General features: G+C 66.0%; 28 protein-coding genes. 21 read left to right on the forward strand and 7 right to left on the reverse strand.

Features of this window, described 5'->3' with window-relative positions; all coding sequences use genetic code 11:
* Positions 1–54: 54 nt before the first annotated feature.
* From SP6_RS13585 to SP6_RS13595, 3 genes are read right to left on the reverse strand one after another with little or no spacing between them, the layout of a single operon-like run.
* Positions 55–867 (reverse strand): phosphoadenosine phosphosulfate reductase family protein, encoded by an 813-nt coding sequence (locus SP6_RS13585; RefSeq protein WP_007406720.1) that lies wholly within the window; start codon positions 865–867, stop codon positions 55–57.
* Between the two features lie 52 nt (positions 868–919).
* Positions 920–4,354: a hypothetical protein gene (locus SP6_RS13590; protein ID WP_007406707.1), complete on the reverse strand. Its 3,435-nt coding sequence runs from the start codon at positions 4,352–4,354 to the stop codon at positions 920–922.
* Positions 4,347–5,297 carry a DUF4007 family protein gene (locus SP6_RS13595; protein WP_037569868.1) on the reverse strand — a complete coding sequence of 317 codons (951 nt, stop codon included), beginning with the start codon at positions 5,295–5,297 and terminating at the stop codon, positions 4,347–4,349. Before SP6_RS13595 ends, SP6_RS13590 begins: the two co-directional genes overlap by 8 nt.
* Before the next feature lie 548 nt (positions 5,298–5,845).
* Here SP6_RS13595 and SP6_RS13600 point away from each other — a divergent pair.
* The 4 genes from SP6_RS13600 to SP6_RS13615 all read left to right on the forward strand — a co-directional run bounded on the left by SP6_RS13600 (position 5,846) and on the right by SP6_RS13615 (position 8,625).
* Positions 5,846–6,502, forward strand: a complete 657-nt coding sequence (locus tag SP6_RS13600) for an HdeD family acid-resistance protein (RefSeq protein ID WP_172463290.1) — start codon at positions 5,846–5,848, stop codon at positions 6,500–6,502.
* A 94-nt stretch (positions 6,503–6,596) separates the two neighbouring features.
* Positions 6,597–7,103, forward strand: coding sequence for an Hsp20 family protein (locus SP6_RS13605; protein ID WP_007406710.1), 507 nt, complete (start codon positions 6,597–6,599; stop codon positions 7,101–7,103).
* A gap of 69 nt (positions 7,104–7,172) precedes the next feature.
* The gene (locus SP6_RS13610; protein WP_007406721.1) at positions 7,173–7,682 is read left to right on the forward strand and encodes an Hsp20/alpha crystallin family protein; all 510 of its coding nucleotides are present in this window, start codon (positions 7,173–7,175) and stop codon (positions 7,680–7,682) included.
* Positions 7,683–7,773: 91 nt separating this feature from the next.
* Entirely contained in the window at positions 7,774–8,625 is an 852-nt protein-coding gene (locus SP6_RS13615; protein WP_082052523.1) for a trypsin-like peptidase domain-containing protein, read from the forward strand.
* Between the two features lie 63 nt (positions 8,626–8,688).
* On the opposite strand, the gene SP6_RS13620 is transcribed toward SP6_RS13615, so the two are convergent.
* On the reverse strand, positions 8,689–9,093 hold the full coding sequence (locus tag SP6_RS13620) for an SGNH/GDSL hydrolase family protein (RefSeq protein ID WP_007406723.1): 405 nt from the start codon (positions 9,091–9,093) through the stop codon (positions 8,689–8,691).
* A 174-nt stretch (positions 9,094–9,267) separates the two neighbouring features.
* Here SP6_RS13620 and SP6_RS21010 point away from each other — a divergent pair, with 174 nt between their 5' ends.
* Positions 9,268–9,459: a hypothetical protein gene (locus tag SP6_RS21010; protein WP_007406716.1), complete on the forward strand. Its 192-nt coding sequence runs from the start codon at positions 9,268–9,270 to the stop codon at positions 9,457–9,459.
* A gap of 419 nt (positions 9,460–9,878) precedes the next feature.
* Positions 9,879–10,148, forward strand: coding sequence for a hypothetical protein (locus SP6_RS13625; RefSeq protein ID WP_037569879.1), 270 nt, complete (start codon positions 9,879–9,881; stop codon positions 10,146–10,148).
* A 17-nt stretch (positions 10,149–10,165) separates the two neighbouring features.
* Here SP6_RS13625 and SP6_RS13630 read toward each other — a convergent pair whose 3' ends face one another.
* The gene (locus SP6_RS13630; protein ID WP_007406700.1) at positions 10,166–11,458 is read right to left on the reverse strand and encodes a DUF8535 domain-containing protein; all 1,293 of its coding nucleotides are present in this window, start codon (positions 11,456–11,458) and stop codon (positions 10,166–10,168) included.
* Positions 11,459–11,568: 110 nt separating this feature from the next.
* Between SP6_RS13630 and SP6_RS13635 the strand changes: the two genes are divergently transcribed.
* Positions 11,569–12,540: a lytic transglycosylase domain-containing protein gene (locus tag SP6_RS13635; protein WP_007406719.1), complete on the forward strand. Its 972-nt coding sequence runs from the start codon at positions 11,569–11,571 to the stop codon at positions 12,538–12,540.
* A gap of 29 nt (positions 12,541–12,569) precedes the next feature.
* Here SP6_RS13635 and SP6_RS13640 read toward each other — a convergent pair whose 3' ends face one another.
* Positions 12,570–13,076 carry a hypothetical protein gene (locus SP6_RS13640; RefSeq protein ID WP_007406725.1) on the reverse strand — a complete coding sequence of 169 codons (507 nt, stop codon included), beginning with the start codon at positions 13,074–13,076 and terminating at the stop codon, positions 12,570–12,572.
* 123 nt (positions 13,077–13,199) lie between these two features.
* Complete coding sequence (locus tag SP6_RS13645; RefSeq protein WP_007406703.1) at positions 13,200–13,670, reverse strand: hypothetical protein; 471 nt, start codon at positions 13,668–13,670, stop codon at positions 13,200–13,202.
* 364 nt (positions 13,671–14,034) lie between these two features.
* Here SP6_RS13645 and SP6_RS13650 point away from each other — a divergent pair, with 364 nt between their 5' ends.
* The 14 genes from SP6_RS13650 (at position 14,035) to traU (ending at position 25,389) form a co-directional block, all read left to right on the forward strand.
* Entirely contained in the window at positions 14,035–14,355 is a 321-nt protein-coding gene (locus tag SP6_RS13650) for a TrbC/VirB2 family protein (RefSeq protein ID WP_030541416.1), read from the forward strand.
* Positions 14,356–14,416: 61 nt separating this feature from the next.
* Positions 14,417–14,707 carry a type IV conjugative transfer system protein TraL gene (traL, locus tag SP6_RS13655; RefSeq protein WP_007406717.1) on the forward strand — a complete coding sequence of 97 codons (291 nt, stop codon included), beginning with the start codon at positions 14,417–14,419 and terminating at the stop codon, positions 14,705–14,707.
* A 1-nt stretch (position 14,708) separates the two neighbouring features.
* Positions 14,709–15,275, forward strand: coding sequence for a type IV conjugative transfer system protein TraE (locus SP6_RS13660; protein ID WP_042469291.1), 567 nt, complete (start codon positions 14,709–14,711; stop codon positions 15,273–15,275).
* Positions 15,272–16,075 (forward strand): type-F conjugative transfer system secretin TraK, encoded by an 804-nt coding sequence (locus SP6_RS13665; RefSeq protein ID WP_007406605.1) that lies wholly within the window; start codon positions 15,272–15,274, stop codon positions 16,073–16,075. The genes SP6_RS13660 and SP6_RS13665 overlap by 4 nt, the downstream gene beginning before the upstream one ends.
* 4 nt (positions 16,076–16,079) lie before the next feature.
* Positions 16,080–17,408: a TrbI/VirB10 family protein gene (locus SP6_RS13670; RefSeq protein WP_007406582.1), complete on the forward strand. Its 1,329-nt coding sequence runs from the start codon at positions 16,080–16,082 to the stop codon at positions 17,406–17,408.
* A complete protein-coding gene (locus SP6_RS13675; RefSeq protein ID WP_007406579.1) occupies positions 17,395–18,273 on the forward strand; it encodes a DsbC family protein in 879 nt (292 codons plus the stop codon). Before SP6_RS13670 ends, SP6_RS13675 begins: the two co-directional genes overlap by 14 nt.
* Positions 18,270–19,301 (forward strand): TraV family lipoprotein, encoded by a 1,032-nt coding sequence (locus SP6_RS13680; protein ID WP_007406578.1) that lies wholly within the window; start codon positions 18,270–18,272, stop codon positions 19,299–19,301. The genes SP6_RS13675 and SP6_RS13680 overlap by 4 nt, the downstream gene beginning before the upstream one ends.
* A gap of 1 nt (position 19,302) precedes the next feature.
* Positions 19,303–21,894: a type IV secretion system protein TraC gene (gene traC, locus SP6_RS13685; RefSeq protein ID WP_007406613.1), complete on the forward strand. Its 2,592-nt coding sequence runs from the start codon at positions 19,303–19,305 to the stop codon at positions 21,892–21,894.
* Between the two features lie 13 nt (positions 21,895–21,907).
* Complete coding sequence (locus tag SP6_RS13690; RefSeq protein WP_007406604.1) at positions 21,908–22,261, forward strand: hypothetical protein; 354 nt, start codon at positions 21,908–21,910, stop codon at positions 22,259–22,261.
* The gene (locus SP6_RS13695) at positions 22,254–22,931 is read left to right on the forward strand and encodes a type-F conjugative transfer system protein TrbI (protein WP_037569809.1); all 678 of its coding nucleotides are present in this window, start codon (positions 22,254–22,256) and stop codon (positions 22,929–22,931) included. Before SP6_RS13690 ends, SP6_RS13695 begins: the two co-directional genes overlap by 8 nt.
* Entirely contained in the window at positions 22,912–23,448 is a 537-nt protein-coding gene (locus SP6_RS13700) for a S26 family signal peptidase (protein WP_042469292.1), read from the forward strand. The genes SP6_RS13695 and SP6_RS13700 overlap by 20 nt, the downstream gene beginning before the upstream one ends.
* The gene (gene traW, locus SP6_RS13705; protein WP_007406603.1) at positions 23,445–24,104 is read left to right on the forward strand and encodes a type-F conjugative transfer system protein TraW; all 660 of its coding nucleotides are present in this window, start codon (positions 23,445–23,447) and stop codon (positions 24,102–24,104) included. Before SP6_RS13700 ends, traW begins: the two co-directional genes overlap by 4 nt.
* The gene (locus tag SP6_RS13710; protein ID WP_007406606.1) at positions 24,104–24,373 is read left to right on the forward strand and encodes a hypothetical protein; all 270 of its coding nucleotides are present in this window, start codon (positions 24,104–24,106) and stop codon (positions 24,371–24,373) included. The genes traW and SP6_RS13710 overlap by 1 nt, the downstream gene beginning before the upstream one ends.
* Positions 24,373–25,389, forward strand: a complete 1,017-nt coding sequence (gene traU / locus SP6_RS13715; RefSeq protein WP_007406589.1) for a conjugal transfer pilus assembly protein TraU — start codon at positions 24,373–24,375, stop codon at positions 25,387–25,389. Before SP6_RS13710 ends, traU begins: the two co-directional genes overlap by 1 nt.
* Positions 25,390–25,393 lie beyond the last annotated feature (4 nt).

The following is a 25,393-nucleotide window of genomic DNA, read 5'->3' on the forward strand; positions in this document are numbered from 1 at the left end:
CGCCTAGGCTCGGATGTGCTGGCTTGCCCATGTCTTTGGCAGGAACGGGTGTGCTCACAGCTGGCAAATCATGCACCCGTCGCGCGGTGTGTCATCAAGCTCCATTCCGCCCAGCACGGCGGCGAGCGGACGGTTCGCACGCCGCGCCCGGCGGCGCTCCTGCGATTTTCGCCAATTCTCTTCGATCTCAGCCATGCGCTCGGGCTGCTCGAGGTCGGCCAGCGGTTCGTCGCCCCAATAGAAGACCTGCCCGTTCACCCGGTTGGGCTTCTCATACGCCTTGGCTTCTTCGAACCGCTCTGGATAATGCTGCTTGAGACGCACCCACTCGATCTTCTGCTGGTAGAAGCAGAAGAAGCAGCCCGAGCGCGTGCGGCCCCAGCTGGTATAGGGAGGCATACCGAGTCCCGCGTCCTCGAGGATGCGCACCACGCCCTCATAGTCGATGCCATCCTCGCGAAACGGGAACACCGCCTTGATGTTGGGCTTGTGGCTGACATAGCCCACGCGGTCCTCATCGGCGCGGATGCCGACATAGTTGATGCACGGCTCATCGCCGATATAGGCCTCGAAGGGCTTGAGCTTGAGCAACTCGGTACACCAGCGCCGCTTGTTCGACGGCAGCATGCCGCCCTTGGTGCGCAGCACGTCGTCGAACCCCTCGCGCGTTGTCGTGCGAATCACGCGCTTGCCAAGATATGCTTCGAGCCGCTCGATATAATCGAGCGTATCGGGAAGCTCTTTGCCGGTATCGTGGAAGATATATTCCATTTCGGGCACGCGGTCGCGCAGATAGATGGCGAGCGCCGTGCTGTCCTTCCCCCCGGAAAGACTGAGAATGTGGCGAACGGGTTCGGTGCTTGTCATCAAGTGCCCCTCAACGAGCATCTTTCGCGATTCATCTACTTGGGTCCAGTTCTTACGTATCGGAAGAGGGGACGTTTTCGGCGGCGCGGGCGAGCAATGCCCGCGCCATCGCCAGCATCCCGGCACGCCCATGGGTGTCGATCAGCGCGCCGAGCTGTGCTTCCAACGCAGCCACCGCAGCGTCATCGGCCTGGCCGCGCAGCAGATCCTCGAGCTCGCGGCCGTCGCCCGCGGTGATCACCAGCCGGTAAACCGCCTCGCCGGGCGCGCCTTCCAACGTGAGGCTTTCCCTGTGCGCCGCCTCCACCCGGATGAACCGGCGCGCCAACAGCTTGAGCCGGTGGTGGAACTCGCGCTCGTCAGCCTCGGCCCAACGTTCGGGCGGTTTTCGCGCAAGGAAGCTCGCAATCGATTCCAGCCAGGCCTTGGACGTCAGATTCTCGTCGGCGAGGCGCAGCGCGAAGCTTTTGAGCTCGGGCTCCGCGACGGTCGAAACGAGCGGCGCGGCGCGGCGCGTCAGCGCCGCCTGCAGCGTCTCGATGCCGGCCGTGGATTCGGTCGCCCGCGCCAGCGCCTCGGCGATCCGGTCGAGCAGCGCGGGATAGGCGGCATGGAGATCATGTACCGACTTGGAGATCGCCGACACAAAGGCATCAAGGCGTTCGTCGTCCACCGCCTCGTCGGCGCTGAACGGGTCGAGGCCGCACGCGCGCGGCAGGTCGCGAAATAGCATCGCGCTCGGATCCTGCACGCGCATCAGAACAGTGCGAACCGACGCCGCTGTGACGCTCAGATTACGGGTGCGCTTGGCATGGTCGGGCAGCCTCGCCACAAACTGCATGAGCGGGCGCACCACATCAAGCAGATCAGGCGAATCGCCGGCCTGCGGCACGCCCACTACGCTCGCCAGCCGCTTGAACACGGCGGTCCGCACCCCTTCCACCGCGCAATGCTGGAGCGTGAAGAACTCCGGCTCCTTGAGCATGCGCATGAACTCGGGGCCGCCCACCTGTTCGAGATAGGTGCCCTCCTCATAGACCGCCGTGTGATGCCAATAGGCGGCGAGATAGATCGCCACCAGCAGCGGGATCAGCCCGTCGCGGATCCCGTAATCGGGGGCCTTGAGTTCCTCCACAACCTCAAGAAACGGCACGCGGCGGTCTTCCTCGCGCCGCAGCACCTCGCCGATTCGATCGAGCGCAGGCGCGAGGTTGAGGGGATCGGGATCGGGACGAACGATTTGCCAGCGCCCGTCGCGCAGCACATGGACGTTGCCGGCCCGCAGGATCGAGAGGTAGGCCGCCATTTCCGGCGGCATATGGGTCTCGTCGAGTCCGAGCAGCGGCTTGTCCGAGGCTTGCGCCAGCGCCTCGATCAGGACGGTGCGCGCGCGCGCGGCCGCCGAGCTGAGCTGGCGCCGGTTGAGCAGCTCGTTGGTGACGACGGGCGCCTTTTCGAACGCCCTGTCGCACACGTCCGACAAGGCTTCGGTGAGCTGCCGGCCCGAACGTATGGCGAGCGGTTCGCCCTGGTAGAACCAGCGGGCCGCCACCGACCCGCTGCCCTTGAAGTCGATGAGCGCACCGAGCGCGCGGCGCAGCCGGTCTTCGGCGAGCGCGATCTGCCGCGCCACTTCCTCGCGGGCGAGCCGGTCGCCGGACAAGGCAGGGGTTTCGCTCGCGACCGAGGTCCAGGCATCGAGGTCGCGCAGCAGCGGCGCGAGGTCGCCCACCGCCGGCGGCACGCCCACCACGAGTGTCTTGGGCCAGGCATCATGGCCCGCGATCAGCTCCAGCGCCTGGTCGCGTTCGCGCTGATTGCGGGCAAGCGCCACCAGCAGATGGCCGTCCGATGCCTTGGAGAGCGGCGCCCTGAGCGCGTCGCCAAGCGATGCCAGCGGCGCGTAGCGCACCTCGAAATGCCGCATCGTGCCGGTCTCTATATAATGGCGGCGGGCGACGAGTGGCTCACTGGGCAGCACCGGCCGCAGCGCCGTCACCACATCGCTCTGGTGCGCCACTGCCTCGAGCCCCTGCTCGAAGGCCGCCTGTAAGTCGACGCTGGTGTGCGGCCACAGGCACAGCCCGCCGCCGGCGCCGCGGTCATAGAGGATCCTGCAGTCTTCTTTCAGCCGGCGCACTGCGGCCATGGCCTCGGCGCGTCCCGCTTCGTCCGCGAGCATGCGCACCAGCAGCTTGGGGGTGAGCGACAATCCCGGATCATCGAGCAGATTGATGAGGCCCACAGTCTTGAGCGTGTCGCGCTCGAGCGCAGTCTGCGCGGACGGCGAGCGAACCACGCCCTCCACCAGGTTCCAGCGCACGCCGCTCGTGCCGCTGGCAAGCGCGCCGCTCAGATTCTGCACCAGATAATCGTAGAGATCGTGCAGCCGATAAGGTCGATAGCGCGCCAGCGGCCGGCCCGCATGGGCGAGCAGCCCGCCCGGTTCGGCCGAGGAGAGGAAGCTGAACAGCGAGCGTTCATTCTGCCCGAAGCGCCGCAGGATGCGCGCGAGCACCGGCAGCACGAACGCGTCAAAGGGCGCAAGCGCTGGGGCGATGGACTCGAGGCTGGCGAGATTGGCGCCCGGACCGTACCAGCCGGCCGCCACCGCGGCCTGCATCTGCGCCGTGGCGCGGCCGGAGAGCTTGCCGGGAAGTTCGGCCGTATCGAGGCCGAGCGCTGCGGCCACAAGCGCGGCGCCTTGTTCGAGCGGCGGCGCGAACAGGATTTCCTCGAACCGTCCGCTGACCTTTTCCCACTCCCGCCGATCGAGGCTCGGGAGATCCCGAGCATAGGCCGTCACCGCCTGGTGGAGCACCGCCACCGTCACCAGTGGCGCCGCGCCGCTGCGCGCAGCTGCTTCGGCGAGATCCTGGAGCAGCTGGAGGTCGCCGTCCCCGGGCGAAGCCGCGGCGAATTCGAGGTTCTTGCCGAGTTCGTCGAAGACGATCAGCAGTCCGGAAGCAATCTCCTCTTCGCGAAGCCAATCGCCCATCGCGCCCACCAGCGCGAGCAGGTCCGGGGCGCTCTGCGCCTCGGCGGCGCTCAACTGCCGGACTAATGGCTTGGGCGGGGTCGCGCCGAGCCGCGACACGGTCTGGCGCAGCGCGCGAACCAGGCTGCGGGCGATTGGCTCGCGTTCCCCCACCACCAGCACCGGTTCCAGGCGAACCGCGGCAGTTGTGGGCCGCAGCTCTGCCGGCAGCATCGCAGCGGCGCGTGCCGCATAGCGGGCGAAGGCCAGCATGAAGCTCGACTTGCCCGAACCATAGTCGCCGGTCAGCCGCCACGCCCTCGCCGTGCTGCAGAATTGCAGGCTCTGCGCGATGCGCTCGAAGGTGGCGGCGACGAACGGCGTCACGACATAGTGAGAAGAGGTGGCAGGGTCGGAATAGTCGCGCTCGATCTGAATCGAGCGCAGATGCTGCGAGCGGACCTTGAGCAGGTCGAGCATCGTGGCCGGCTTGGTGTCGGTTTCAACCATGGGCGACGAGCTCCGCTGCGTCGCGCGCATAGATCGCGGCGAGCCGGCGCTTCGCCGGTGGAAATTTCCGCGTTCGGCGAAGCTGTTGCTGATTGAGGCTCTCCACCAGCTGGATCTCGCCGTCGACGCGGCCGAGCATCTCGAGCCGGCTGCGCAATTCGCTTTCGGGCATGCGGAAGATCCGGCCGGGACTCCCCGGGCCACTCACCACGTCATGGAACGGCACCGTCTCCTCACTACCGTCACGCGCCTCCCACCAGGCCATCAGGCAATAGCGGAACAGCGCTTGGCTGATGGCGCGCTTGGGTGCGAGATCGAAGCTGTAGACGGGCTCGCGTCGGCCCACATCCTCGAGTTCGCCTGCTGCGCGGACGAGACCGAGGGAGGCCATCGGGCTGTCGAGCCCATCTTCGCCAAGACGGCTGCCGCGTGGCGGGCAATAGGTGCGCAGCCACACGTCATAATGCTGCTTCAAGCTGATCTCGGACAGGCTTCGCCCGCTGCGGGCGGCTTCCTTGGCGAACGCCGCGAGCACCGCCGAGGCCGTGAACGTTGGGTCGTTCCAGCGATTGAACAAGAGCTCCCAGGCGAAGAAGCGCCCCTTCTCCTGAGTGGCGATCTTCCAATGAAGCCACCACAAAGTCTGAGTGTCCTCGAGATATCGGTCATAGCCCTTGGGGCCGAAGATCGCCTGACCCTCGGGCGTCAGCTGCCAGCCGGCCTCGCCCCGACATGCGACGCCATAGGCGTCTGCCCAGCATCGCAGCGCTTCGACCATGTTCTTACCGAGACCGAGATTGACGACCCCTGCCAGAACGTTGCCGAGCACATCGCGGCCTTCGCTGAGGCCCTTTGCGGCCTTGGGTAACCAAGCGATTCGAAGCGGAAAGGTCTGATGTCCGCCGAAACGGTATGTATCTGCTGTCTGTGCTAGTGCCGTCATCAATCCCGTCGCTCCCGCCGGAGCAACGATAGGCAAGACGGCCGATTAACTCCACCGGCTTGTCGGTGATCGCGACGATTTATCCGCCGGCGAGCGTCGGACCGAGCCACTGACGGGAGCCGCGGATAATCGGGGTACGCGTTGGAGACTGCCACAGCATCAACCATCTCCAGCTTGGACCGCCTTTCCTTCGGGGTGCTCACCGACCGGATGGGCAGCTCGTTGCCCCGTGGCCAGATCGAGATCTGCCTCGGCAACGTGGCGCGGTCTGATGTCATAAATCTTGAACGCGTCGCCTCATGCTCTGCTCGGCCAAAGTGCGCAAATCGGCGAGCCAGCCAGTCCCGCCGTTACGCCTCGCTTGGTTCCGCCCGAGTTGCCGGGAATGCTCCTCGTCCAATTCGAGCGACGCGCGTCGTCAGAGGCCGCACGAGCAACTATTCAAATCATGAACGCGTCACCTATCTCTGCGCCTGATGGTCGCCGGCGCGGAAGTGCCTGATCAGGGCTCCCGTGTCGGCCTCCGCTGTTGAACTGGGAGAGATCATATGACCGCAATGTCTTTTGCCTCCCCCTTCTCCACGGGGAGTGCTTATGCCCGGGGTTCCGCGCTGCTGAGGCGGAACTGGGGTTGGATTGTGTTCCGTGGTGTCCTGGCCCTTCTGCTGGGCGTGGTCACTATCTTGTTTCCGCTGAATGCTCTGTTCGCTTTCACTCTCGTGTTTGCCGCTTATGCCGGCGCAGACGGCATCCTGTCGCTGATCGCGGGTGTACGGGGGGCGACGAAAAAGGAGGATCGCTGGTGGGCGATGGTCCTGCGCGGCGTTATCGGCATCGCGGCCGCGGTGGCCGTTGCGCTGATGCCCGAGGTCGCAACCCTAAGCTATGCGCTGGTCACGCTGGGCGTGCTGATCGCCTGGGCGTTCCTTACAGGTGCCTTTGAGATCGCCGCCGCTATCCGGCTGCGCAAGGAGATCAAGGGCGAATGGCTGCTCGGGATCTCTGGCGCGCTGTCGATCCTGCTGGGTGTGTGGGTGTGGGCCATGCTGTGGCTCTACCCGATCGCCAGCATCCTCTCGGTGGCGTGGGTGATTGCGGCCTGGGCCTTCTTCGCCGGCTTCACGCTGATCAGCCTCGGCATCCGCCTGAAGCGACTTCAGGCTGTTGAGAATGATCTTGAAAGCCGTTCTGACGAAACCAAATAAACTCCTGCCGGGTGCCGACAGGACCCGGCATGGAGAGTGCGTCCGCTCTCTCGGACGCTCTTCATACACTCGTTGCTCAAAGGAGGACTTGTTTATGAGGACCAACTATGACTTCACACCGTTCCGGCGTTCGACTGTCGGGTTCGACCGGCTGTTCGACCTGCTCGAGAACGGTCTGACTTCGCAGGTTACCGACAACTATCCGCCGTTCGATCTCGTGAGCGAAGGTGAGGACCGCTACCGCATCAACATGGCGGTGGCCGGCTTCCGCCCCGGCGAGATCGAAGTGACCGCACAGCAGAATCTGCTCGTGGTCTCTGGTCGCAAGCAGGAAAGCGAGGAAAGCCGCTACATCCACCGCGGCATCGCCGCGCGTGACTTCGAGCGCCGCTTCGGCCTGGCGGATTATGTTCAGGTGAAGAATGCGGAGCTCAAGGATGGCATGCTCTCGATCGAGCTGGTGCGCGAGATCCCCGAGGCGATGAAGCCGCGGAAGATCAGCATCGGCGCGGCTGGTGAAAATGCCCGCCGGATCGAGGACTCGTCCGCGAACAATAACGAGAAGGCCAACGACGGCGCCAAGCAGCGCGAAGCTGCCTGATGCCGAACCGGGCTCGCCGCGCCGTCCGGGGCGGCGAGCCCTCTTCGCCAGCAACCAAGGAGACGAATCATGTCGATGCGTGATTTGATTCCGTGGCGCCGGCAGGAAAACCCGGTGCCCGCGCTCTTCCGCGACGAAGAGCGCAGCCCCTATGTCCAGCTCCGCCGAGAGATGGATCGCCTGTTCGAGGACTTTTTCCGGGCACCGCTCGTAGGCGGCATCGGCCTCTCCAGTAATGTGCAGAGCTGGCCGTATCTGGAGGTTAAGGAGACCGATGATCAGGTGATCGTCACCGCCGAGCTTCCCGGCCTGACCGAGAAGGATGTGGACGTCACCGTCGACGATGGCGTGCTGACGCTCCGGGGCGAGAAGAAGTCCGAGCACCAGGACAAGGATCGCGGCTGGTCCGAACGCTACTATGGCCGTTTCGAACGCTCGATCGTGCTGCCCGACGGCGCCGATGAGGAGAACTGCCAGGGCGTGCTACGCGATGGTGTGTTGACGGTGCGGATGCCCAAGTCGCAGCGGACGACGCGCGGTCGCAGGATACCGCTCGGCGACGGCGCGACGCAGCACTGATCGATACCGCGCGCCGGCGCCGCCGGTGCGCGGCTTTCGAAACACACGCTCCCTGCGCCAGCTGGTGGAGGACGAAGCGAAGGGAACAATCATGGTTCGATCCCATCGGCAATCCAGGGGTATCTGGGCGGCATGGGCTTTGGTGCTCACGTTCGTTGGCGCCACTCTCGGCGGCGCGGCTGTCGAGATGTTGACGAGCGCCGAGCCGGCTGAAGCGACCGGGCAACGGGCGATCTCGAGCGACGCCGTTCCCATCAACCGGCTGACGCTGGCGCCGCTGGTGGAGCGGGTCGCGCCTGCGGTGGTCAACATCGCCGTGCTGCAGAGTTCGCCCTATGCGCAGAACCCTCTGCTCCGGGATCCCTATTACCGCCTCTTTCTTGGCGTGCCTGACGAAGCCCTCGCGCCGCGCATATCGGCCGGATCGGGATTCGTGGTCGACGCCGAACGCGGGCTGGTGGTGACCAACCAGCATGTCGTCTCGCACGCGCGCGCAATCGCAGTCGGCATCGGCGATCGACAGGTCGAGGCGGAACTGCTCGGGAGCGATCCACTGACCGACATCGCCGTCCTGAGAATCCCCGCAAGAGGGCTGAAGGCCCTGCCGCTCGGGGAGTCAGCGAAGGCCCATGTCGGCGACTATGTCGTGGCGATCGGCAACCCCTTCGAGGTGGGCCAGACCGTCACCGCCGGCATCATCAGCGCGGTACGGCCGCCGTCCGCGGGGGGGCCGCCCTATGTTCAGACCGATGCCCCGATCAATCCAGGGAACTCGGGTGGGCCGCTGATCAACATGCGCGGCGAGGTAATCGGCATCAACAGCGCGATCATCGGCCCCAGCGGCGGAAATGTCGGCATCGGGCTCGCTGTGCCTTCCGACGTTGCGCGGAGAGTTGTCGAACGGATCGCGGGCACGAGGCTGGCTGCTGCCGCCGATGGCTGACTTCCCGCTCTCCTCGTTCCCCGCTCCGAAATCAATCGTCAGCGAAGCCACGCCGCTCCGACGCTATTTTAGCAAGGCCGCGGCCACGTCCCCGTACCGAAGCGGGTGAACTCCATCGGCAGAAGCGAAGCGACGGAGGTCGACGGTCTCATCTCGAAAGCGGGCAGCGACAGCGCTGACGGTATAGGCCTGCGGACGGGAATAGGGCAGCAGCCAGATCACACGGTTGAAGCAGAACTGCCCACGTATCTCAGCGAGGCGGGCGGCGAGAGCCGGTCCGGCCATGTCATTGGAGCCCATCGAGAAGATGCACGTATCGTAGCGTTTTCCCGGTCTTCGCCAGGAGAGGACCTGGGCGGCCGTGGCCCGCTCTGTCGCCTTAACGTCACAATGACGCTCATAGCGGGCGTTGATCGCCTGCGCGGTGCCGACGCCCGTGCTGTCCCCAAGGATCAGGCACTCGAACATTAAAGGTTCCCTTGGCCTTCGGTCGGCGGAAGGCATGCTTAGCGAGCCAATCCGTCTAACCCGGTTGAGCAGGTCGCTGGATCTGGTCGCGGTCCATCGCCACGTGGTCGATGCTGGCCCGACCGCCGCGGGTCGGGCCAACGCGTCAGTAGCAGCGCCACACGCGGAGATGCGGTGCTTCCCAGCGCCACCCGCAATGCCGGTACCACCGGCCGTGCCAGCGGTACCAACCATGACGAGGGCCTGGTTCGGCTATCCACACTGGGCCGCGCCATCCTGGCGTCCAGCGATGGTGGCCGGTCCAATGATGCCAGCCCGGCCCCCACGCCGGCGGCGGCGCCCAGACCTGAGCCGCTGCGGGGGTAAGGGACGTGCCGAGGAGCGCCAGCAGACCGACGATTGCCGACGTCAGCACTTTCATCACGCGCGAGGGCCAGCGACGCGCCTCCGATCGGGAGGGTGGCGTCTGGCTCTCCAGATGGCGGAGCGCGTTGTTGTGGGAGCTATCGGCAGCACCGCGCCGCCGCCACGGATCAGATCGCGAACAATCGTCCTCATATCCAAATCCTCTGCATGAGCAATTCGGGCATGAGATGCGCCGGAGAGAGAGCCGGCGCCCTCTAGTCCCAGCCGAACCCGCTATGGCGTTCGGCGTCAGTCGAGCTAGTATTCTTCCGCGCCCCGTCAAGGGTCGGAGGCCAGATTTTGGCGGCCAGCAACGATTGTAGGAACCGGGACGAGGGCAGACACTTACCTGGATGGCGGTGCGAGTAGGTACGGTCGAAATGGCGCAGCTAACGCAACTCGAACTGGCGAACTGGGCAGCCCTCTATGCTGCTACGGCGATGTGCTGTGCGATCGCCCTCGCATTGTCGATTGTCGGCGCTGGCGTGCAGGTCTGCCGCGAACGCGCCTGGGAAGAAGTTCGGAGCGTTCGACAAGCAATCCTCTTCGTGCCCAAGCTCTGGTGGCTGTGGCAACGGCTCTACTTTCGCTCGACGCCGGTTATCATCGCCATTGTGGGCGGGTTCGCGATGACGCTTCGCTGGAGCTGAGAAGCACGGGGCTCAACTCACAGGTCCAGGGCGGCGGCAACCTTTCGCGCTACCCGGCCCAGCTCGAGGTCGCCGGAACTGAGGCAGAGCAGCGGAGCGATCTCGCGCATGCGGGAATGCCCGCTGGTGCTCGATCCGTCATGCTCGTCGTCACCGTGGTCGATGGCGTCGATGGCCAGACGCTTGATCTCCCCGGTGATCCGCGAGCGCGCCTCGATCAGGAAGTCCGGTCGCGCAGGGCCGAGCGGCGTCAGAATATCGAACACGGGCTTTTCGATCGCGGCATCGATGCCATGCCGGTGAAGGTTGCGCTGGATCGACAGCAATTCGCGCAGCAGGCTGCGCTCGAACTCGGAGTCGACCGGGATGAAGCGCTGCCCCGAGTAGATCGGCTGCGCGTAGGCGCGAAGCGGAGCATAGCCACGCGCCTCGGGATATTGACCAGCGACGACGATCACGAGGAAGGGGCCACGGACCAGGTTGCCCCGCACCGACGGGGATTGCACCCGATTGGCGACGCGCACTGGCCGGTTGTCGGCGGTCTCGATGACATGGCCGGTGATCTGATGCGAGAAGAGCGCGAAGAACGCCTGCGGCGCGTGGCCGGGAGGCCAGTCTCGGGAGAGACGCCTCAGAACCGCATAGGCGCGCCGGCTGTGCAGGGCATCGGCGTGGGTCCAGAAGGCGCGGCTGAGCTCGATGCCGGGCGCGATCTCGATCCTGCTGCTCGCCTTCACTAGAGCATCGAACTCCCGCTTGATCGAAGGCTCCTCCGCGCCATCGGACAAGGGAAAAGCCCGGGTCGTCCCTGCAACGTCGAGGAGGCGCCATAGCAGCCGGGCCAGCCTAGGCACCGAGGCGTGGCGCGTGCGATCGTCGCTGGCGTCGCTCTCGGGCTGTTGCGCGAGCTTGCTGGGGGCAGGCCGCAGGACCTCGAAGAAGCCCTCGGGAGGCGCCGCCGGCGTTTCGCGCGATCGCACCTCCGAGATGCGATGGGTGACCTGATCCCGGAAGAAGGGGCAGTCGGCGCGGTGGTCGGGTCGCTTTGCGCTGGTCAGCCGGCGGAGATAATAGGTCTCCGCCTCCGACAGGAAGGCGGGCGTAAGTATCGGCGGCGGATCGTCCGCGGCCAGGCAATCACAGGCGATCCACTTGGCGCCGATGCGGGCGTTCTGGACGAGCGTGATTCCTGCTTCTTCATCGCCGGGCGATCCCTGGCCGATGTACCAACGCACCAGCGCCTCGCGGAGCGGAGCGGGCAGCGCGATCCGAGGGCCGCGGCCATCCGTGTCTCGGTCAATCAGCCACATGATCCAGTTTCGGGCGATCCAATGCAGCCATAGTTTGCCCGCTCCAGGGAATTGACAACTGCAAATCGGCTGATCTCAACTTCCTGAACTAGGGGTCAGGGAGGTTTGATATGCGTGCGTTGTTGCTCGCGAGCACACTTGTCATCGTCGATAGCGGGGCCGCGCTCGCGGCGACCCAACGCGCCGCTTCGCCGGTGCGCAGCGTCCAGCTGATCAGCATGACGGAGCGGTCGGAAGTCGCCGCCGGCGGTCAGGATCGGACGGCTGAGCCCAGCACGGAGGTCCCGGTCGAGGCCGTCGTAGCGGATGTCGAGGGCTTTCGGGTCCACGATCTGAGCCGTCGCTGGGTCGAGTATCAGATGGGTGAAAGGCTCGCGGCAGAGGCCGGTGCAGCGACGGCGGTCGCGGAGGAGGACCCCTTTGCCCCGGTCGGTGTCGCCCAGCTCAGCGCCCCGGCCAATCAGACGGGGACGCTTGCTCCATTTTCCGCGATCGCCGTGCCGGCATGGATGCGCGGCGGCCCGGTATTCGCTGCGGCTGCCACGACCTTCGTCCCCGGATGCGCGTCGACGGGTTACCGGCGAAGCGGCTTCCTGCCCGCCGATGCCGAAGTCCGCCGCCAGACATATTTCTCGATGATGAGCAACGTCGCCTGCGAATACGGGATACCGGTCGGGCTGTTCGATGCGATGATCATTCGGGAGAGCCGCTACAATGCCTCCGCGGTGTCCCCGAAAAGCGCATTTGGCCTCACGCAGCTGATGCCTGGGACGGCCGCCGGTCTTGGCGTGAACCGCTACGACGTGGAGCAGAATCTTCGTGGCGGAGCGCGGTATCTGCGTCAGCAGCTCGACCGGTTCGGTGCCTATCATCTGGCGTTGGCGGCCTACAATGCCGGGCCCGGGCGCGTCAGGAACGGGAGTGTGCCGCGGATCGTCGAGACCCAGGATTACGTCTCGAACGTCCTGTTCAACTGGTCTCGGCTCAGCGGCGTTTCGAGAGTTGCGACCATCCAGACGAGTGCATCGCCGACGCCGCGCCGTGAGCCTTTCGTTCGCGCCGCCACGGTGTCGAGCTTCTGAGAAGTCGTGCCGATCGCTCCGGTGCCGCGCTAGAGGAGCGGGTCGCGCCCCGAGCCGAATTGCGAGCGACGCTGGAGGACCGCCGTGATCTCGGTGACCATCCGCTTGATGACCGCTGACTGGAAGTAGGTGCCCCACTCGCTGCGGATCTCGCTGCCGTCCATGCCCTCAAGCTCCTGAAGGGCCTCGACGAGCCGGTGGGGCAGACCTCTGAACAAGGTGCTCAGCATCGCCACGAGTGCGGTGAAGCGATCGTCCTGCACGAGCTCCATCTCGCGGGTCATCTCGACGCTGATGACTGCCTGCATGAGGTCGATGTTGAGGGCCCTGAGGATCGCCTGAAATTCCGGCAAGGTCATCGAGGCGCGCTTTTCCGGGTCCCGGTGAAGGATCGTGCCGAGCCTGCTCTTCTTGATACCTGAGCGCAGCGCCATCGTCCGGATGCCGATGTCGTTGGCCTCCATCGCGCGCATGATCATCGGCACATAGTCGGCCGCTGCTTCAGCTTCTGCCTCGAGGGGCAGCTCCTGCTCCATTCGATTCGTAAGCGATGACACTTTTCGCCCCCGCAGTCCTTTTGCGGACAGAGCGACACAATCAAACCTTATCCGTCTTGGCAAGCCCTTCGAGAAAAGCGCGGGCACCCGTCACAACCGAATTTATCTAATGCGCACAACCTTTTCGCCCTCGTCACGACCACGCCCGCGCGCGATTTTTGGCGGCTTTTGCTCGTCGATTCCGATCTTGCTCAACAGCTTGGCGGTGCCCTGCTCGACCACATAATCGAACAGCAGCATGGAGATAGCATCGCCGACCGTCAGCGCCGATCCCAGATGCTTTTCGAGTCGCCGCTTGGCCTCCGTCAGGCTTTCCGCGCTGGTCTTCGTGATGCTCAGATGGATGCGGATCGGGCCCTTGGTCGGCACCTTCTCGAGGTGCTTGCGCAGCGTTTCCACGTCGTGCTGCTCGATCGCGCCTGCGGCGCCGGCGGTGGCGCGCGCGTTCACGAGGTTCCCGAGCGACTGGTAGCGCCGTGTCTGATTGGAGTGAATCCGCAGACTTTCGGTGGTCAGCCGAAACAGATACTCGGATACGTCGAGGGTGTACCCCCGCATTGCCTGCCCGCCCATTCCCGCATGTCCTTGCTTGCCTGGCTTCGGCTGAAGTCGCCAAGGTGAAGTGACATCGCCCTATACGACTCGTCCAGGGCGAGCCAAGTGTACCCGCACAGGGACTTGCCCGCAAAGCCGGACCTGGGTCCGCAACCGCGGACAGCGCGCCTGAAAGCCGGGACAAGGTGTCCGCGAATCAAGATGAAGAATCGTTTTTCGCGGACGATGTTTGGCTCTGCCGAAGGTTCTTTAGGCACGGCCGCTAGATAAATCCGCCGAAAGCCCTGCGGTTCCAACAAAAGCCGGTTGTAGCGAAAGTCGTCGGGGACCCACCCTTCAATTGGGCGCGGAGGTGCCGCGTCTCCATCGAAGGGAAACTCTTATGCAGTCTCTGCTGAATCGGAGCGGGCGCATGGAGATGGCGATCCTCGCCCTCGCTGTGATGCTGTTCGCGCTCCTGTGGTTCGCCGGGCCGGCCTTTGCCGGTGCGGATACCACGTTCGACACGGCCCTCACGAAGTTCACCGACTTCCTCGAGGGGTCGGGCGGCAAGGTCATTACCGTGCTGTCGCTCGCCGGCGGCATCGTGGCGCTCGCCTCGGGCCGCTTCTCCATGGGTCAGATCGCCATTCCGGTCGGCGTCGGTGTCGGCGCCGGCACGGGCATTCCGATCGTCACCTCGACGGTGACGGCGACGATCTGACGCAACGAGCCTGGCGCGTCGGGGTGGCAGCCTCGGCGCCGCACAGGGGGAGGGTGGTGCAATGGCCGCAGACAAGTACGCGATCCCATCTCATCTGGACGATCCAGAACTGATCGGGCTGTGGACGCTGGATGAGTTCCTGGCGATGGTTACGCCATTCGTCTGGGGGATCATGACCCAGCACATCGTCATCGGAACGGCGTTGGCATTCGCCGGCTGGTGGGGATTGAAAAAGGCAAAAGCGGGTCGTGCCGCGTCTTGGCTGCTCCATCTGGCCTATTGGCATCTTCCGGCCGGCTTCACCGGCCTGAGGGCCACGCCACCCTCTTATCTCCGACTGATGGCGGGCTGAGATGGACCTCGCATTCAGCCACGCAAGCAACCAGCGGGTTCTTCGCCAGCGCAACTTCCTGGTCGTGGTCGCCGGCGCGCTTGCGGCGATAACAGCGCTGCTGCTCGCCTTCGGCATCTCGCGAGACCGCGAGATCGTCCTCCAGCCCGTACTGCGCTCGCCGGTCACCGTCAGCAGTGCCGGCGTCTCCCGCGAATATCTCGAGATGATCACGCGTGACGTGGTGGTGCTCACGCTCGACCGCAGTCCGCAAAACCTCGAATATTGGATGAACGCGGTGCTCGAGATCACATCGCCGCGCGTTCAGGGCAAGATCAAGGCCGACCTCCTCAAGATCGTCAACGAGCAGCGCGGCTCCTCGATCTCGCAGTTCTTCACGATCGAGTCGATGGACATCGATCCCAAGAACCTGCGGTCCGAGGTGACCGGCGAGCTCCACACCATTGTCGGCAACAAGGTGATCTCCAGGGAGCGCCGCACCTTCCGCTACGACTGGGAGTATGAGGGCTTGTCGCTCCGCTTGGTCGGCTTCGGGATGGTCCGCACCGGCAAGGAGCAAGACAAATGATGGCTTTCTATGCCGTCGGCAGCGCTGCTGCAGGCACCATCCTCATGTCCCGCATCTACTGCATCCTGAGCAGGGTGGCGGGCGCCTGCCTGATCACGCTGGCGGTCTTCCTGTTCGCGCAGCCGGCATGGGCAGACCAGACGGTCGTGGCCGCCGACAGCGCCCAGGTCGACTGTCAGGCGTCGGCCAAGGACCTGACCCGGATCAGCCTGGTCGATGACGAGTTCGCGAGCGTGTCGAAGATCTCGACCGGCAACCCGCAGGACGACTTCTCGGTCGTCAACGAGCCGGTCCGGGGCGACATCTACCTGAGCGTGCCCGAAGGTTTCGGCCGCCCGGCGCTTTCCTTCTTTGGCACGAGCAAGCGCGGCTACGTCTACAAGTTCGTCTGCCGGATCGCCGGCGACCAGGCGGCGCAGGTGTTTGTGTCCAATCCGGCGATCGCCCGGGAAAAGGCAGCCGAGGGCTCGCCCCAGCAGGTCGCCGCCGGGCCGCAGGATGCCGCGGTCGAGCTCGTCCAGGCCATGTACGCCAACAGCGTCGCGGACGGCTATGAGATGCGGCAGCGCGCGCTGAAGCCGGTCTATGTCGGCAAGCTCAAGGTCCAGATGATCGCTGAATATCGCGGGCAGGACCTGACCGGCAAGGTGCTGCGCATCGAGAACACGGGCGATGCGCCGACCGAGTTGACCGAGCGCACGGTTGCTCCGGCAAGCGCGCTCGCCGTCTCCATCGCCGAGCCCAAGCTCGCCCCGGGGAAGGTCACGACGGCCTACCTCGTCTCCCAGAATGTGAGGTAAGCCCATGGCCTTCTCGGACATTTTCACTCGTAAGCGGAGGCCCCTCGACGAGGCGGAGGGCGAGGGGGTCTCGCCTGTCGGAGGCGAACTGGCGGGCAACGAAGCGGTGCGCCGCAAGCAGCGAATGCTGCTCGCCGGGGTCGCCGGCGTCGGGCTGGTTCTGTCCTCCATGTGGATCTTCAGCGGCGACGAAGGCGAGAAGGCCGCCGACGCCGATGGCGCCGAGAAGGTCGAGGTCTCGACCAAGGATCTGGTGAACCGCAACCTCTCGCAGCAGGAGTGGATGGCGCTCTCGGAAAACCGGTTTGAGTCCACCGAGAACCAGCTCAAGTCGGTGAACGGCCAGCAGGCGAGAATGGACAATCTCGCCGCTCAGATCGAAGCACTGAAGGGGCAGAACTCGTCGATGCAGGCCGATGGCCAGCGAGTGCTGTCCGCTTACCAGGCGGAGAATGAGCAGCTCCGCAAGCAGCTGAACGAGCGTCCTTCGGCGCCGCCCCCGGCGCCTGGCCCGGCGGCACTGTACGGGCGAGGCGGCCCGCAGGCCTATCAGCGGCCGGACGCGCCGGGCGAGGCCGGCGCAGCGCCTCCGCTCAGCCGCGCCGCCGAGGTCAAGATGGTCAGCTTCTCGTCTTCCGACACGGGGACTGCATCCAAGGTGGCGAAGGGCAGCACGGTCTATACCGACAGCCCGAACTATCTGCCGCCCAATAGCTTCGCCTCGGCCAAGGTCATCGTGGGGGTGGACGCGAGCGCCGGCGTGAACAGCCAGACCGATCCGTTGCCCGTCGTTCTGCGCGTTACCGGGCCGGCGCGCTCGGTGCTGCAGAACGGCAAGCTCCTCACGACCAAGATCCAGGGCTGCCTCATCAACGGCGCGGCGCGCGGAGACCTTTCCAGCGAGAAGGTCTACGTCAAGCTGCAGAAGATGACGTGCCCACAGCCCGGCGGCCGCTACGCCGTCTCGGAGGTCAAGGGCTTCATCGCGTTCGGCGGCAAGACCGGCGTGCGCGGGCGGGTGGTCAGCCGCGAGGGTTCGCTTGCCATGCAGGCATTCCTCGCAGGCCTCGTCGGCGGTGCCGGCAACGCGCTCAACACGGCCTTTCAGCAGCCCCTCGCGACGATCAGCACCGATGGCGAGGGGGGCATCAACCGCACTCCCAGCCTCGGCAATGTCGGCCTGCGGGCGCTCGGCGGCGGTGCCGCGGAGTCGGGCCGGGACGTCTCGAAATATCTGATCGAGCGCGCCGAACAGTACCAGCCGGTCATCGAAATGCCGACCGGCGTCGATGTCGAAATCGTCTTCCTGGAGGGTGTTTATGTCCGCAATTGATCGCTTGCGCCGGAGCGCGTTCGCGCGCCCCTGGAAGCTGCTCACCGGCGTCGCGGCGCTCGGCGCTGCCAGCGTCGCCCTCGCGGCCCAGGTCGCGGGTCCGAGCAGCGTCGAGGTCGCGAACCTGCTCAAGACGCGCCTGCCTAAGACGCCCCTGACCCAGGTCAATTGCGAGAAGGTGCGTGGCCTCTGCGAGGTGACGGCGGGGTCGAACCTTTTCTACGTCGACGCCGACGCCCGCTACCTCATCATCGGCCGGGTCTATGACATGGAGACGCGCCAGGATCTCACGGCCGCCCGGCTGCTCGAGATCAACCCCGACATGCTCGTCGGCGGTGCGGCCAAGGCCAATGCTGCGGCCGCGGAAGACGAGGGCCAGGGAATGGAAGCGGCGGCTCCGGCGCAGGCGAGGGTCGAGAAGACCGCGCTCCCCGCGCGGCCGACCAGGCTAGCGCTGGACGGACTTCCGAAGGACGGCGCGATTGTCTGGGGCAATCCGGCGGGGCAGACGGTCACGGTCTTCACCGACTTCCGGTGTGGCTATTGCCGCGCGCTGACGAACGTGCTGCGCAGCATGAATGTTCGGGTCGTCGAGCGGCCGATCTCCGTTCTCGGCAGCCGCGACATCGCCGACCGCGTCTATTGCGCCAAGAACCGCGAGGAGGCGCTGCATGCCGCCTATGCCGGCGAGCCGCTCAAGAGCGGCCCGTCGTGCGATACGTCGGGCCTCGATGCGAACGAGGCCTTCGCTCACAAGCACGGCCTGAGCGGAACGCCGGTGATCGTGCGCAGCGATGGGGCGATGCTCGAGGGCTATCGGCCCAAGGAGTTCCTGCAAAGCTGGCTCAAGGACGGACGTTCGTGAGCGCGCCGCGCCTCGGCCGTCGGGCCGCTGTCGCCGCGCTTGGCTTCGGCACGCTGATGAGCCTGAACGGCTGCACAACCTTTGGCGGCAACGTAAAGGGCAGCTTCACCTGCCAGGCGCCGGACGGCATCTGCGCGCCATCCTCCACGATCGACGATCGCGCGCTGGCGATGATCTCCGGTGACGCCGGCGATGTCATGATCCCGGCAGGGCCCTATCCGACACCGGCACAACAGCCCCGCGCCCTGCGCACCGCTGTGGCAGCGCCGCTCTCGGACGCACACGGGCAGGTCGCGCCGCGAACCCGCGAGAAGGTGCTCCGCATCGTGTTTCAGCCCTATGTCGATGACCGGGGCCGGCTGCATGAATCGAGCGCTGTCCACGCGGTCGTCCAATCCGAGTGGCAGGCCCAGGCGCTTGCGGATGCGACTCCCATCCCCGACAGCAGGTCGGCTGATGCACCTGTTCAGCTGAGCCTTGTCGATGCGGTCGAGCGCGAGGTTCCCGGTGTGGTGGACGTCGCCGCGTTCGACCCGAACATGCCGGACCCGGATGTGGTGGCGGCTGCCCGGTCCAGAAAGCCGGATCCGGTTGCAGCGATCAAGGCGGATGTCGCCAGCCGTCTGGCTACCAAGGTCAAGCCGGCGCGCGGCGCGCCGACGGCTGGCGCGCCCGCCTCGGCATCCTCAGCGACTGGGTCGCAGCAACCGACTGCGTCCGCCACGGCCACCAAGCGCGCAGCTGGCGGCGGCGAGACCGCCGCGGCGGGCGTGCCAGCCAGCCGGCGAAGCGAGGCGCCGCCTCAAGCCAAACAGCGCTCGGAGGGTGCTCCCGCCACGAGCACTGCGTCCGGCCAGGAGGCAGCTGCGCGCGTGAAGGCGAGCCAGGAGTACCAGGAAGCGCGCGAGCGGGTCGAGGAGAGCGCGCGCGGAGCCGCCGGAGCCACGCCCGGGTCGGGGCTCACGACCCTGACGAGCCCCACCGTCCGCGCTGCGAGCTTCCCCGCGGCGGTTCCGGAGGACAACTGACATGAGCGCAAAGCCCCGCTTCTACGACAGCCTGCTCTCCGGTCTGTTCGGCGATAGCAAGCGACCAGAGGCCGAGCGTCCGGACCTGGCCGTGCCGATGCTCGCGCATTGGCTGCCCTATCGCAGCTACGACCCGAAGACGGGCATCTTCTACAACTCCGCCTCGCGCGGATTCGTGATCGAGGTCTCGCCGCTCGTCGGGGCGGATGAGCGTACCGGCGAGATCCTGACCCAATTCTTGTCCGAGGGCATCCCGGTGCCCGGATGCCTGCAGTTCCACGACTGGATGAGCCCGCGGATCAGCGAGCGGCTCTCCAAATGGTATCTGCCCCGCTACTCGGCGAGCGGCGTCTACGAGCGGATGGCCAAGCATCGGGTCGACTTCCTCACGGACGGCGTGTGGAACTCGCTTTCGGCCGATGCGCCATTCTGTCTTCGCAACCACCGCGTCGCCATTTCCTATTCGACGCCGGAAAGCTCGCGTGTCTCGGCCGAGGAAATCGTCGCCGTGATGGACGGCCTCATCTCCGTGCTCGGCTCGATCGGGGTCTCCGCGCGCAAAATGGATCCGGTCGCGCTGATCGGGTGGATCGACGACATCACCTCGCCGACCACGGCCGCGGGCGACGACGTCATCAGCTACAATCCGCTTGACCCCATCGCCGACCAGGCGGTGCGCCGCGACATCGAGATGAAGGTCGATCCGGACCGCATCCTGCTGCGGACGGAACGGTTCCGCCCGACCGGCAAGGAGGTCAACGGCGCGCCCGAGATCGGCGAGATCTATCCCGACGTATTCGACGTGCGCTCGTTCTCGGTCCGCAATCTTCCTCAGCGCTGGGCGCCCTGGGACTGCGCGCGGCTGATCGGCGACATGTTCGCCGACAAGCTGCGAATGCCGTGCCCCGTCTCCACGAACCTGTGCCTCGACTTTCCCGATCCCCAGGCCTCGAGCAACAAGGCCGGTTTCAAGTTCATGCGCACCACGAGCCTCGCCGACTCCAAGTCCGCGCGCTTCCTTCCCCAACTCCGCGACCAGTCCCAGGAGTGGAAGTTCGTCAATGACGAGATCCGCCAGGGGCGCAAGCTCGTGCGCCTGTTCTACAGCGTCACGTCCTTCTCTCCCAAAGGGAAGGGAGACGCCAACGAGCGCGTCCTCAAGTCGGTCTACCGGGCCGCAGGCTGGGACCTGCTCGACGACCGCTACCTCCAGGTGATGGGCCTCTTGTGCGCGATGCCCATGACGATGGCGAACGGGCTGTCCCGCGACCTCGAGCGCATGAAGCGCATGCGGACCATGCTCAGCACGACCGCGGCGAACCTGGCTCCCATACAGGGCGAGTATCTCGGTGGTCACACGCCGCACCTGCTCCTGATCGGCCGACGGGGCCAGCCCTTCTTCTGGAGCCCGTTCGAGAACGCCGCAGGCAACCACAATGTGGCGGTGTTCGGCAAGTCGGGGTCGGGGAAGTCGGTCGCCCTGCAGGAGCTGTGCGCCTCGTTGTGCGGCGCGGGATCCAAGGTTGTCGTGATCGATGACGGCCGCTCCTTCGAGCACTCGGCCAAGCTGCAGGGCGGTGCCTTCGTCGAGTTCACGATGTCGAGCGGCTTCTGCCTGAACCCGTTCTCGATGATCGACGCCGCCCAGGCGGCCGAGGACGAGGACTATCTCCTCGACTGCATGGCGATGCTCAAGGCCATCGTGAACCAGATGTCCCGCCACATCGACCGGCTGACCGACACCGAGCGCGGCCTGATCGACGGCGCAGTCAACCGCGTCTGGGAGGCCAAAGGCAGGAACGGCTCGATCGACGACGTGATCGCCGCGCTCAACGAGACTGGCAACGAGCTTGCCTCGCATCTCGCCATCGCGATGATGCCGTTCTCGAGCGCCGGCACCTACGGCAAGTTCTTCCAGGGTGAGGTCTCGTTCGAGCTGCAGGCACAGCTCACGGTGTTCGAGCTGTCCGACCTGTCCTCGCGCGAGGAACTCCGCAGCGTCGTCCTGACCGCGATCATGTTCATGTCGCAGCAGATGATGCGGAAGGTCGACCGCTCGATTCCCAAGGCGCTGCTCCTGGACGAGGCCTGGCAGATGCTTCGCGGTGGGGCGATGGCCGATTTCATCGAAACCTACGCCCGCACGTGCCGCAAGTATGGCGCCTCGTTGGTGACGGCCACGCAGTCGCTCAACGACTACTACAAGTCGGCCGGGTCCATAGCCGCCCTCGAGAACAGCGACTGGTTCGTGATCCTCCAGCAGAAGCCGGAAACGATCGCCGACTTCAAGAAGCACGATCGCTTCGAGATGGACGACTATACCGACGCGCTGCTCCGCTCGCTCAAGCGCAACGGCTTCGAATATTCCGACATCATGATCAAGGGGCCGGAGACGCTGGCGGTCGGCCGGCTGGTCCTCGATCCCTTCTCTGCAGCGCTGTTCTCGTCGAGCCCGCGCACCTTTGCTGCCATCGAGGCGATGGTCGCCGACGGGCTCAGCATGGATGAGGCGATCGAGCGGATCGCATTCCCCGAGAACCCCGAAAAATGGACGATGCCCGCCGCTGATGCGGCGGCAATCGCTGCGGAGTGAACCCATGGCGACGATGCTCACAGAGCCGACCACCCCCAGCCCCCGACGCCCGTCGCGCGGGCTCGATGTCGGCTTTCTGCTTTACTTCTACCTCCACATGGCAGGGTTCCTCGCGTCGACCCTGCTCATCACCTGGGGCCTGTTCGTCCTCTTCTTCCTCGCCATCGGCGGCTTCTCGTTCGACGGGATGATGCACCAGCTCGACAATCTTGCGAGCCGGTACGTCGCCGCCGAGGCCGCTCGCATCACGTCATTCCGGCACGTCTTGATCGTCGCGCACATGCTTCTCGCGGCCGCGGTCATCTTCTTCCGCCGGCACAGCATCCTGCCTTCGCGCGATCCCAAGGGGAGCAACACCGATGTCTGATCAGCCCCAGCTCGACCTTCAAGCTCCTCCGACGGCGCCGAAGGCCGCTGCGCCGGCCCGTTCCGGGCGTGGTTTCGGCGGATTCACGCGGGCTCAGCTGGTGATGGGCGCGATCCTGATCGTCGCACTGATCTGGGCGATGTGGGTGACCAAGGCACTCGTCGAGCCCCGCGAGGAGCATATCGTCAAGGCGAGCCTCTCCAACATCGTTGGCGAGTATGTGAGCGCGCAGGCGCGCTCCGCGTCGCCGCCCGGGCAGGTCGAGGCCGAGATGCGTGCCTTCATGTCCTCGCTCGACCACGAACTCCAGCGCCGCGGTGCGGGGGGGCAGGTGGTGCTGGTCGGCGAGGCGGTGCTGACGAAGAACGTGCCCGACATCACCGACAGCCTGCGGAAGGCCGTCTATGCGAGCGGCGTTCGCCAACCCCGGCCGGCGAGCGCTCAGGAGATGCAGCAGCTCCAGCAGCAGATGGCGCCGGGACCGGCGACGCCATCGATGCCCGGCGGGCCCGCTGCCGCTACCGGCGCAACGCTCGAGCCGATGGTGGCCGTCCCGGCCGGAGCGGCCATGCCGCAGGCCGGCTCCGGTGCCGGCGCTGCGCCTTCCGCGGCAATCCCCGGGGCAGCGATCACCACCTTTGGAGGTCCCGATGGCAGTGCCGGTCAGTAATGCGACGGCCGCCCCCTGGCGGCCGCGCAAACGACTTTGGGGCCTGTATGGCGGGCTCGTCGCGGGAAGCGTGGTGCTCGGCGCGATCAGCGACTGGCGCGACAATCACGCGCTCCTGATCAACACCACAGACTCGCTCCCGAACTGGGCGTTCGTCATCCACCGGAACAAGGTGCCGGTCAGGGGCGAGTACGTCTTCTTCGATCCGCCCCCCAGCGACCTGGTGCGGCGCCATTTCGGCGACAAGCCGCAGATGTTCGGCAAGATCGTCTACGGCCTGCCGGGCGACGTTGTGGCGCACTGGCACCGCGCCGTGACGGTGAACGGACGGGTCGTGGGCTACACCAAGCCCACGACCAGAAGCGGCGAGCGGCTCCCGATCGGGCCGAGCGGCGTGATACCGGCGGGCTGCTACTATGTCGGCACCCCCCACAAGGATGGTTTCGACTCCCGCTACGCGGCGATCGGCTTTGCCTGTCGGCGCCAGATTGTCGGCACCGGCGAGGCGATCCTGTGATCCGCGCGGTCGCTGCCTCGCTCGCCGGTGCTGCCTGTCTGGGCGCCGGGGTCCTGGTCACCGGATCGGAGCGGGGCGAAGCGCGGGACTTCGGCCAGCTCGGGCAGACGTTCCCTGTCATCGAAGCCGACCTGCTCTCCACCATCGAGGCTCGGTTGCAACGCGCGCAGGCGACGGGAGAGATGGACCGCGTCAACGCGGCCTTCGCCAAGCGCGTGGAGGCCAAGGTGCGGCGCCCGGTGCCGGTGGCCGGCATCACGCCTGCCGAGGAGCCGCGGGCCTGGGACTATGACCCGAGCATCACGCTCGAGCGCGAGATCCGGGACCACAAAGGACAGGTGATCGCGCAAGCCGGGCAGAGGATCAATCCGCTCGACTTCGTATCGATGCGGCAGAGCCTCGTCTTTGTCGACGGCGACGATACGGCGCAGGTCGTGTGGGCGACCCGACGGTTCACCGAGTTCAACGCGAAGATCATCTTCGTCAAGGGCTCGCCGATCGAGTCGATGACGGCGCGGAAGCGCCGGTTCTTCTTCGACCAGGACGGTCGCCTGACCGCCAAGTTCGGCATCCGCCACACCCCGGCCGTGGTGTCGCAGACCGGCAGTCTGCTGCGCGTCTCGGAGACCGTCCTCGAGCCGGGAGCAAAGAGCTGATGCCGCTTTGGCTGGACCTTCTGCGGACCCCCATGGCCGCACCGGAAACCGGCGCCCTTCGCCGCATGCGGCTGGTGTGGCAGGGGCTGTGCCTGTCGGTCGCGTCGGTCGTGGGGTTCTTCGCGCAGTTCCATGCCGCCCTTGGCCGGGCTGCGCCGTGCCTCGCGGCCGCGCTGCTCGCCGCGGCGGCGCTGTACACCTGGCTCTATCTTCGCCGGAAGAATGCGGCCGACAGCGCCTTCCTCCAAGAGACGGGGGAGGCGGGCTGATGCGCTGGCTGAGGGCCATCCTCGGCGTCTTGGGGCTGCTGCTCGTGGTGGTGGCCCTGGCGCCGCGCGCCGAGGCGGCGCCGACGTGCACGGGCAAGTTCGTGAATCCCATCACGGACGTCTGCTGGTCGTGCCTCTTTCCGCTTTCGATCGGCGGGGCGAAGATCTGGCCGGGCAGCCGCCCCGACACCAACAATCCTGCGTCGCCGGTCTGCGCGTGCGCCGACCCCTTGCCCCGCATCGGCATCTCGGTCGGCTTCTGGGAGCCCGCGAGGCTGGCGGACGTAACGATGAAGCCGTGGTGCTTTCCCAACCTCGGGGGAACGCGGATCGCGCCGGGCTTCGACATCGGCCAGGGCTACCTAGCCGGGCCGTCGATGGTAGGCGGCCGGTCACAGAGCACGGCGAAGTGGCACGTCCACTGGTACGTCTACCCGCTCCTATACTGGATGGAGATCCTGACCGACTTCATCTGCTTCGAGCAGGCATCGTTCGACATCGCCTATATGACCGAGGTCGATCCGCTGTGGCAGGATGACTCGCTGACCGCGATCATCAACCCCGAGGCGATCGTCTTCGCGAACCCGATCGCAAAGGCGGCGTGCGCGGGCGACTGCATTGCGGGAACGGCCGCGCTGCCGCTCGACGCGCTGTTCTGGTGCGCGGGGTGCCAGGGCAGCATGTATCCGCTCAACGGCAATATTCCCGCCTCGATCGGGCATGTCCAGTCGTCGCGGCTCGCGCTTTCCCGGTTCGCCTACAAGATGCACCGCGAAGGCCTCGCCTGGGGCACGATGGGCTCGCAGGGGCTCTGCAAGAAGTACCTGATGCCGATCATGCGGAAGCAGCAATACCGCTTCCAGATGGTCAACCCGATCCCGACGGTGAGCGGCCGGTTCGCCTGCTCGGCGATCGGCGCCTCGACCATGCCGCCCGATGCTGGACGCGCCTTTCCCGCCGGCGGCGAGGACATGGGCTACCTCGTCTGGCGCAAGCGCAACTGCTGCGTGTTCTGAGGAG

Source organism: Sphingomonas paucimobilis NBRC 13935, from assembly GCF_000739895.2.
In the GTDB taxonomy this organism is placed as follows: domain Bacteria; phylum Pseudomonadota; class Alphaproteobacteria; order Sphingomonadales; family Sphingomonadaceae; genus Sphingomonas; species Sphingomonas paucimobilis.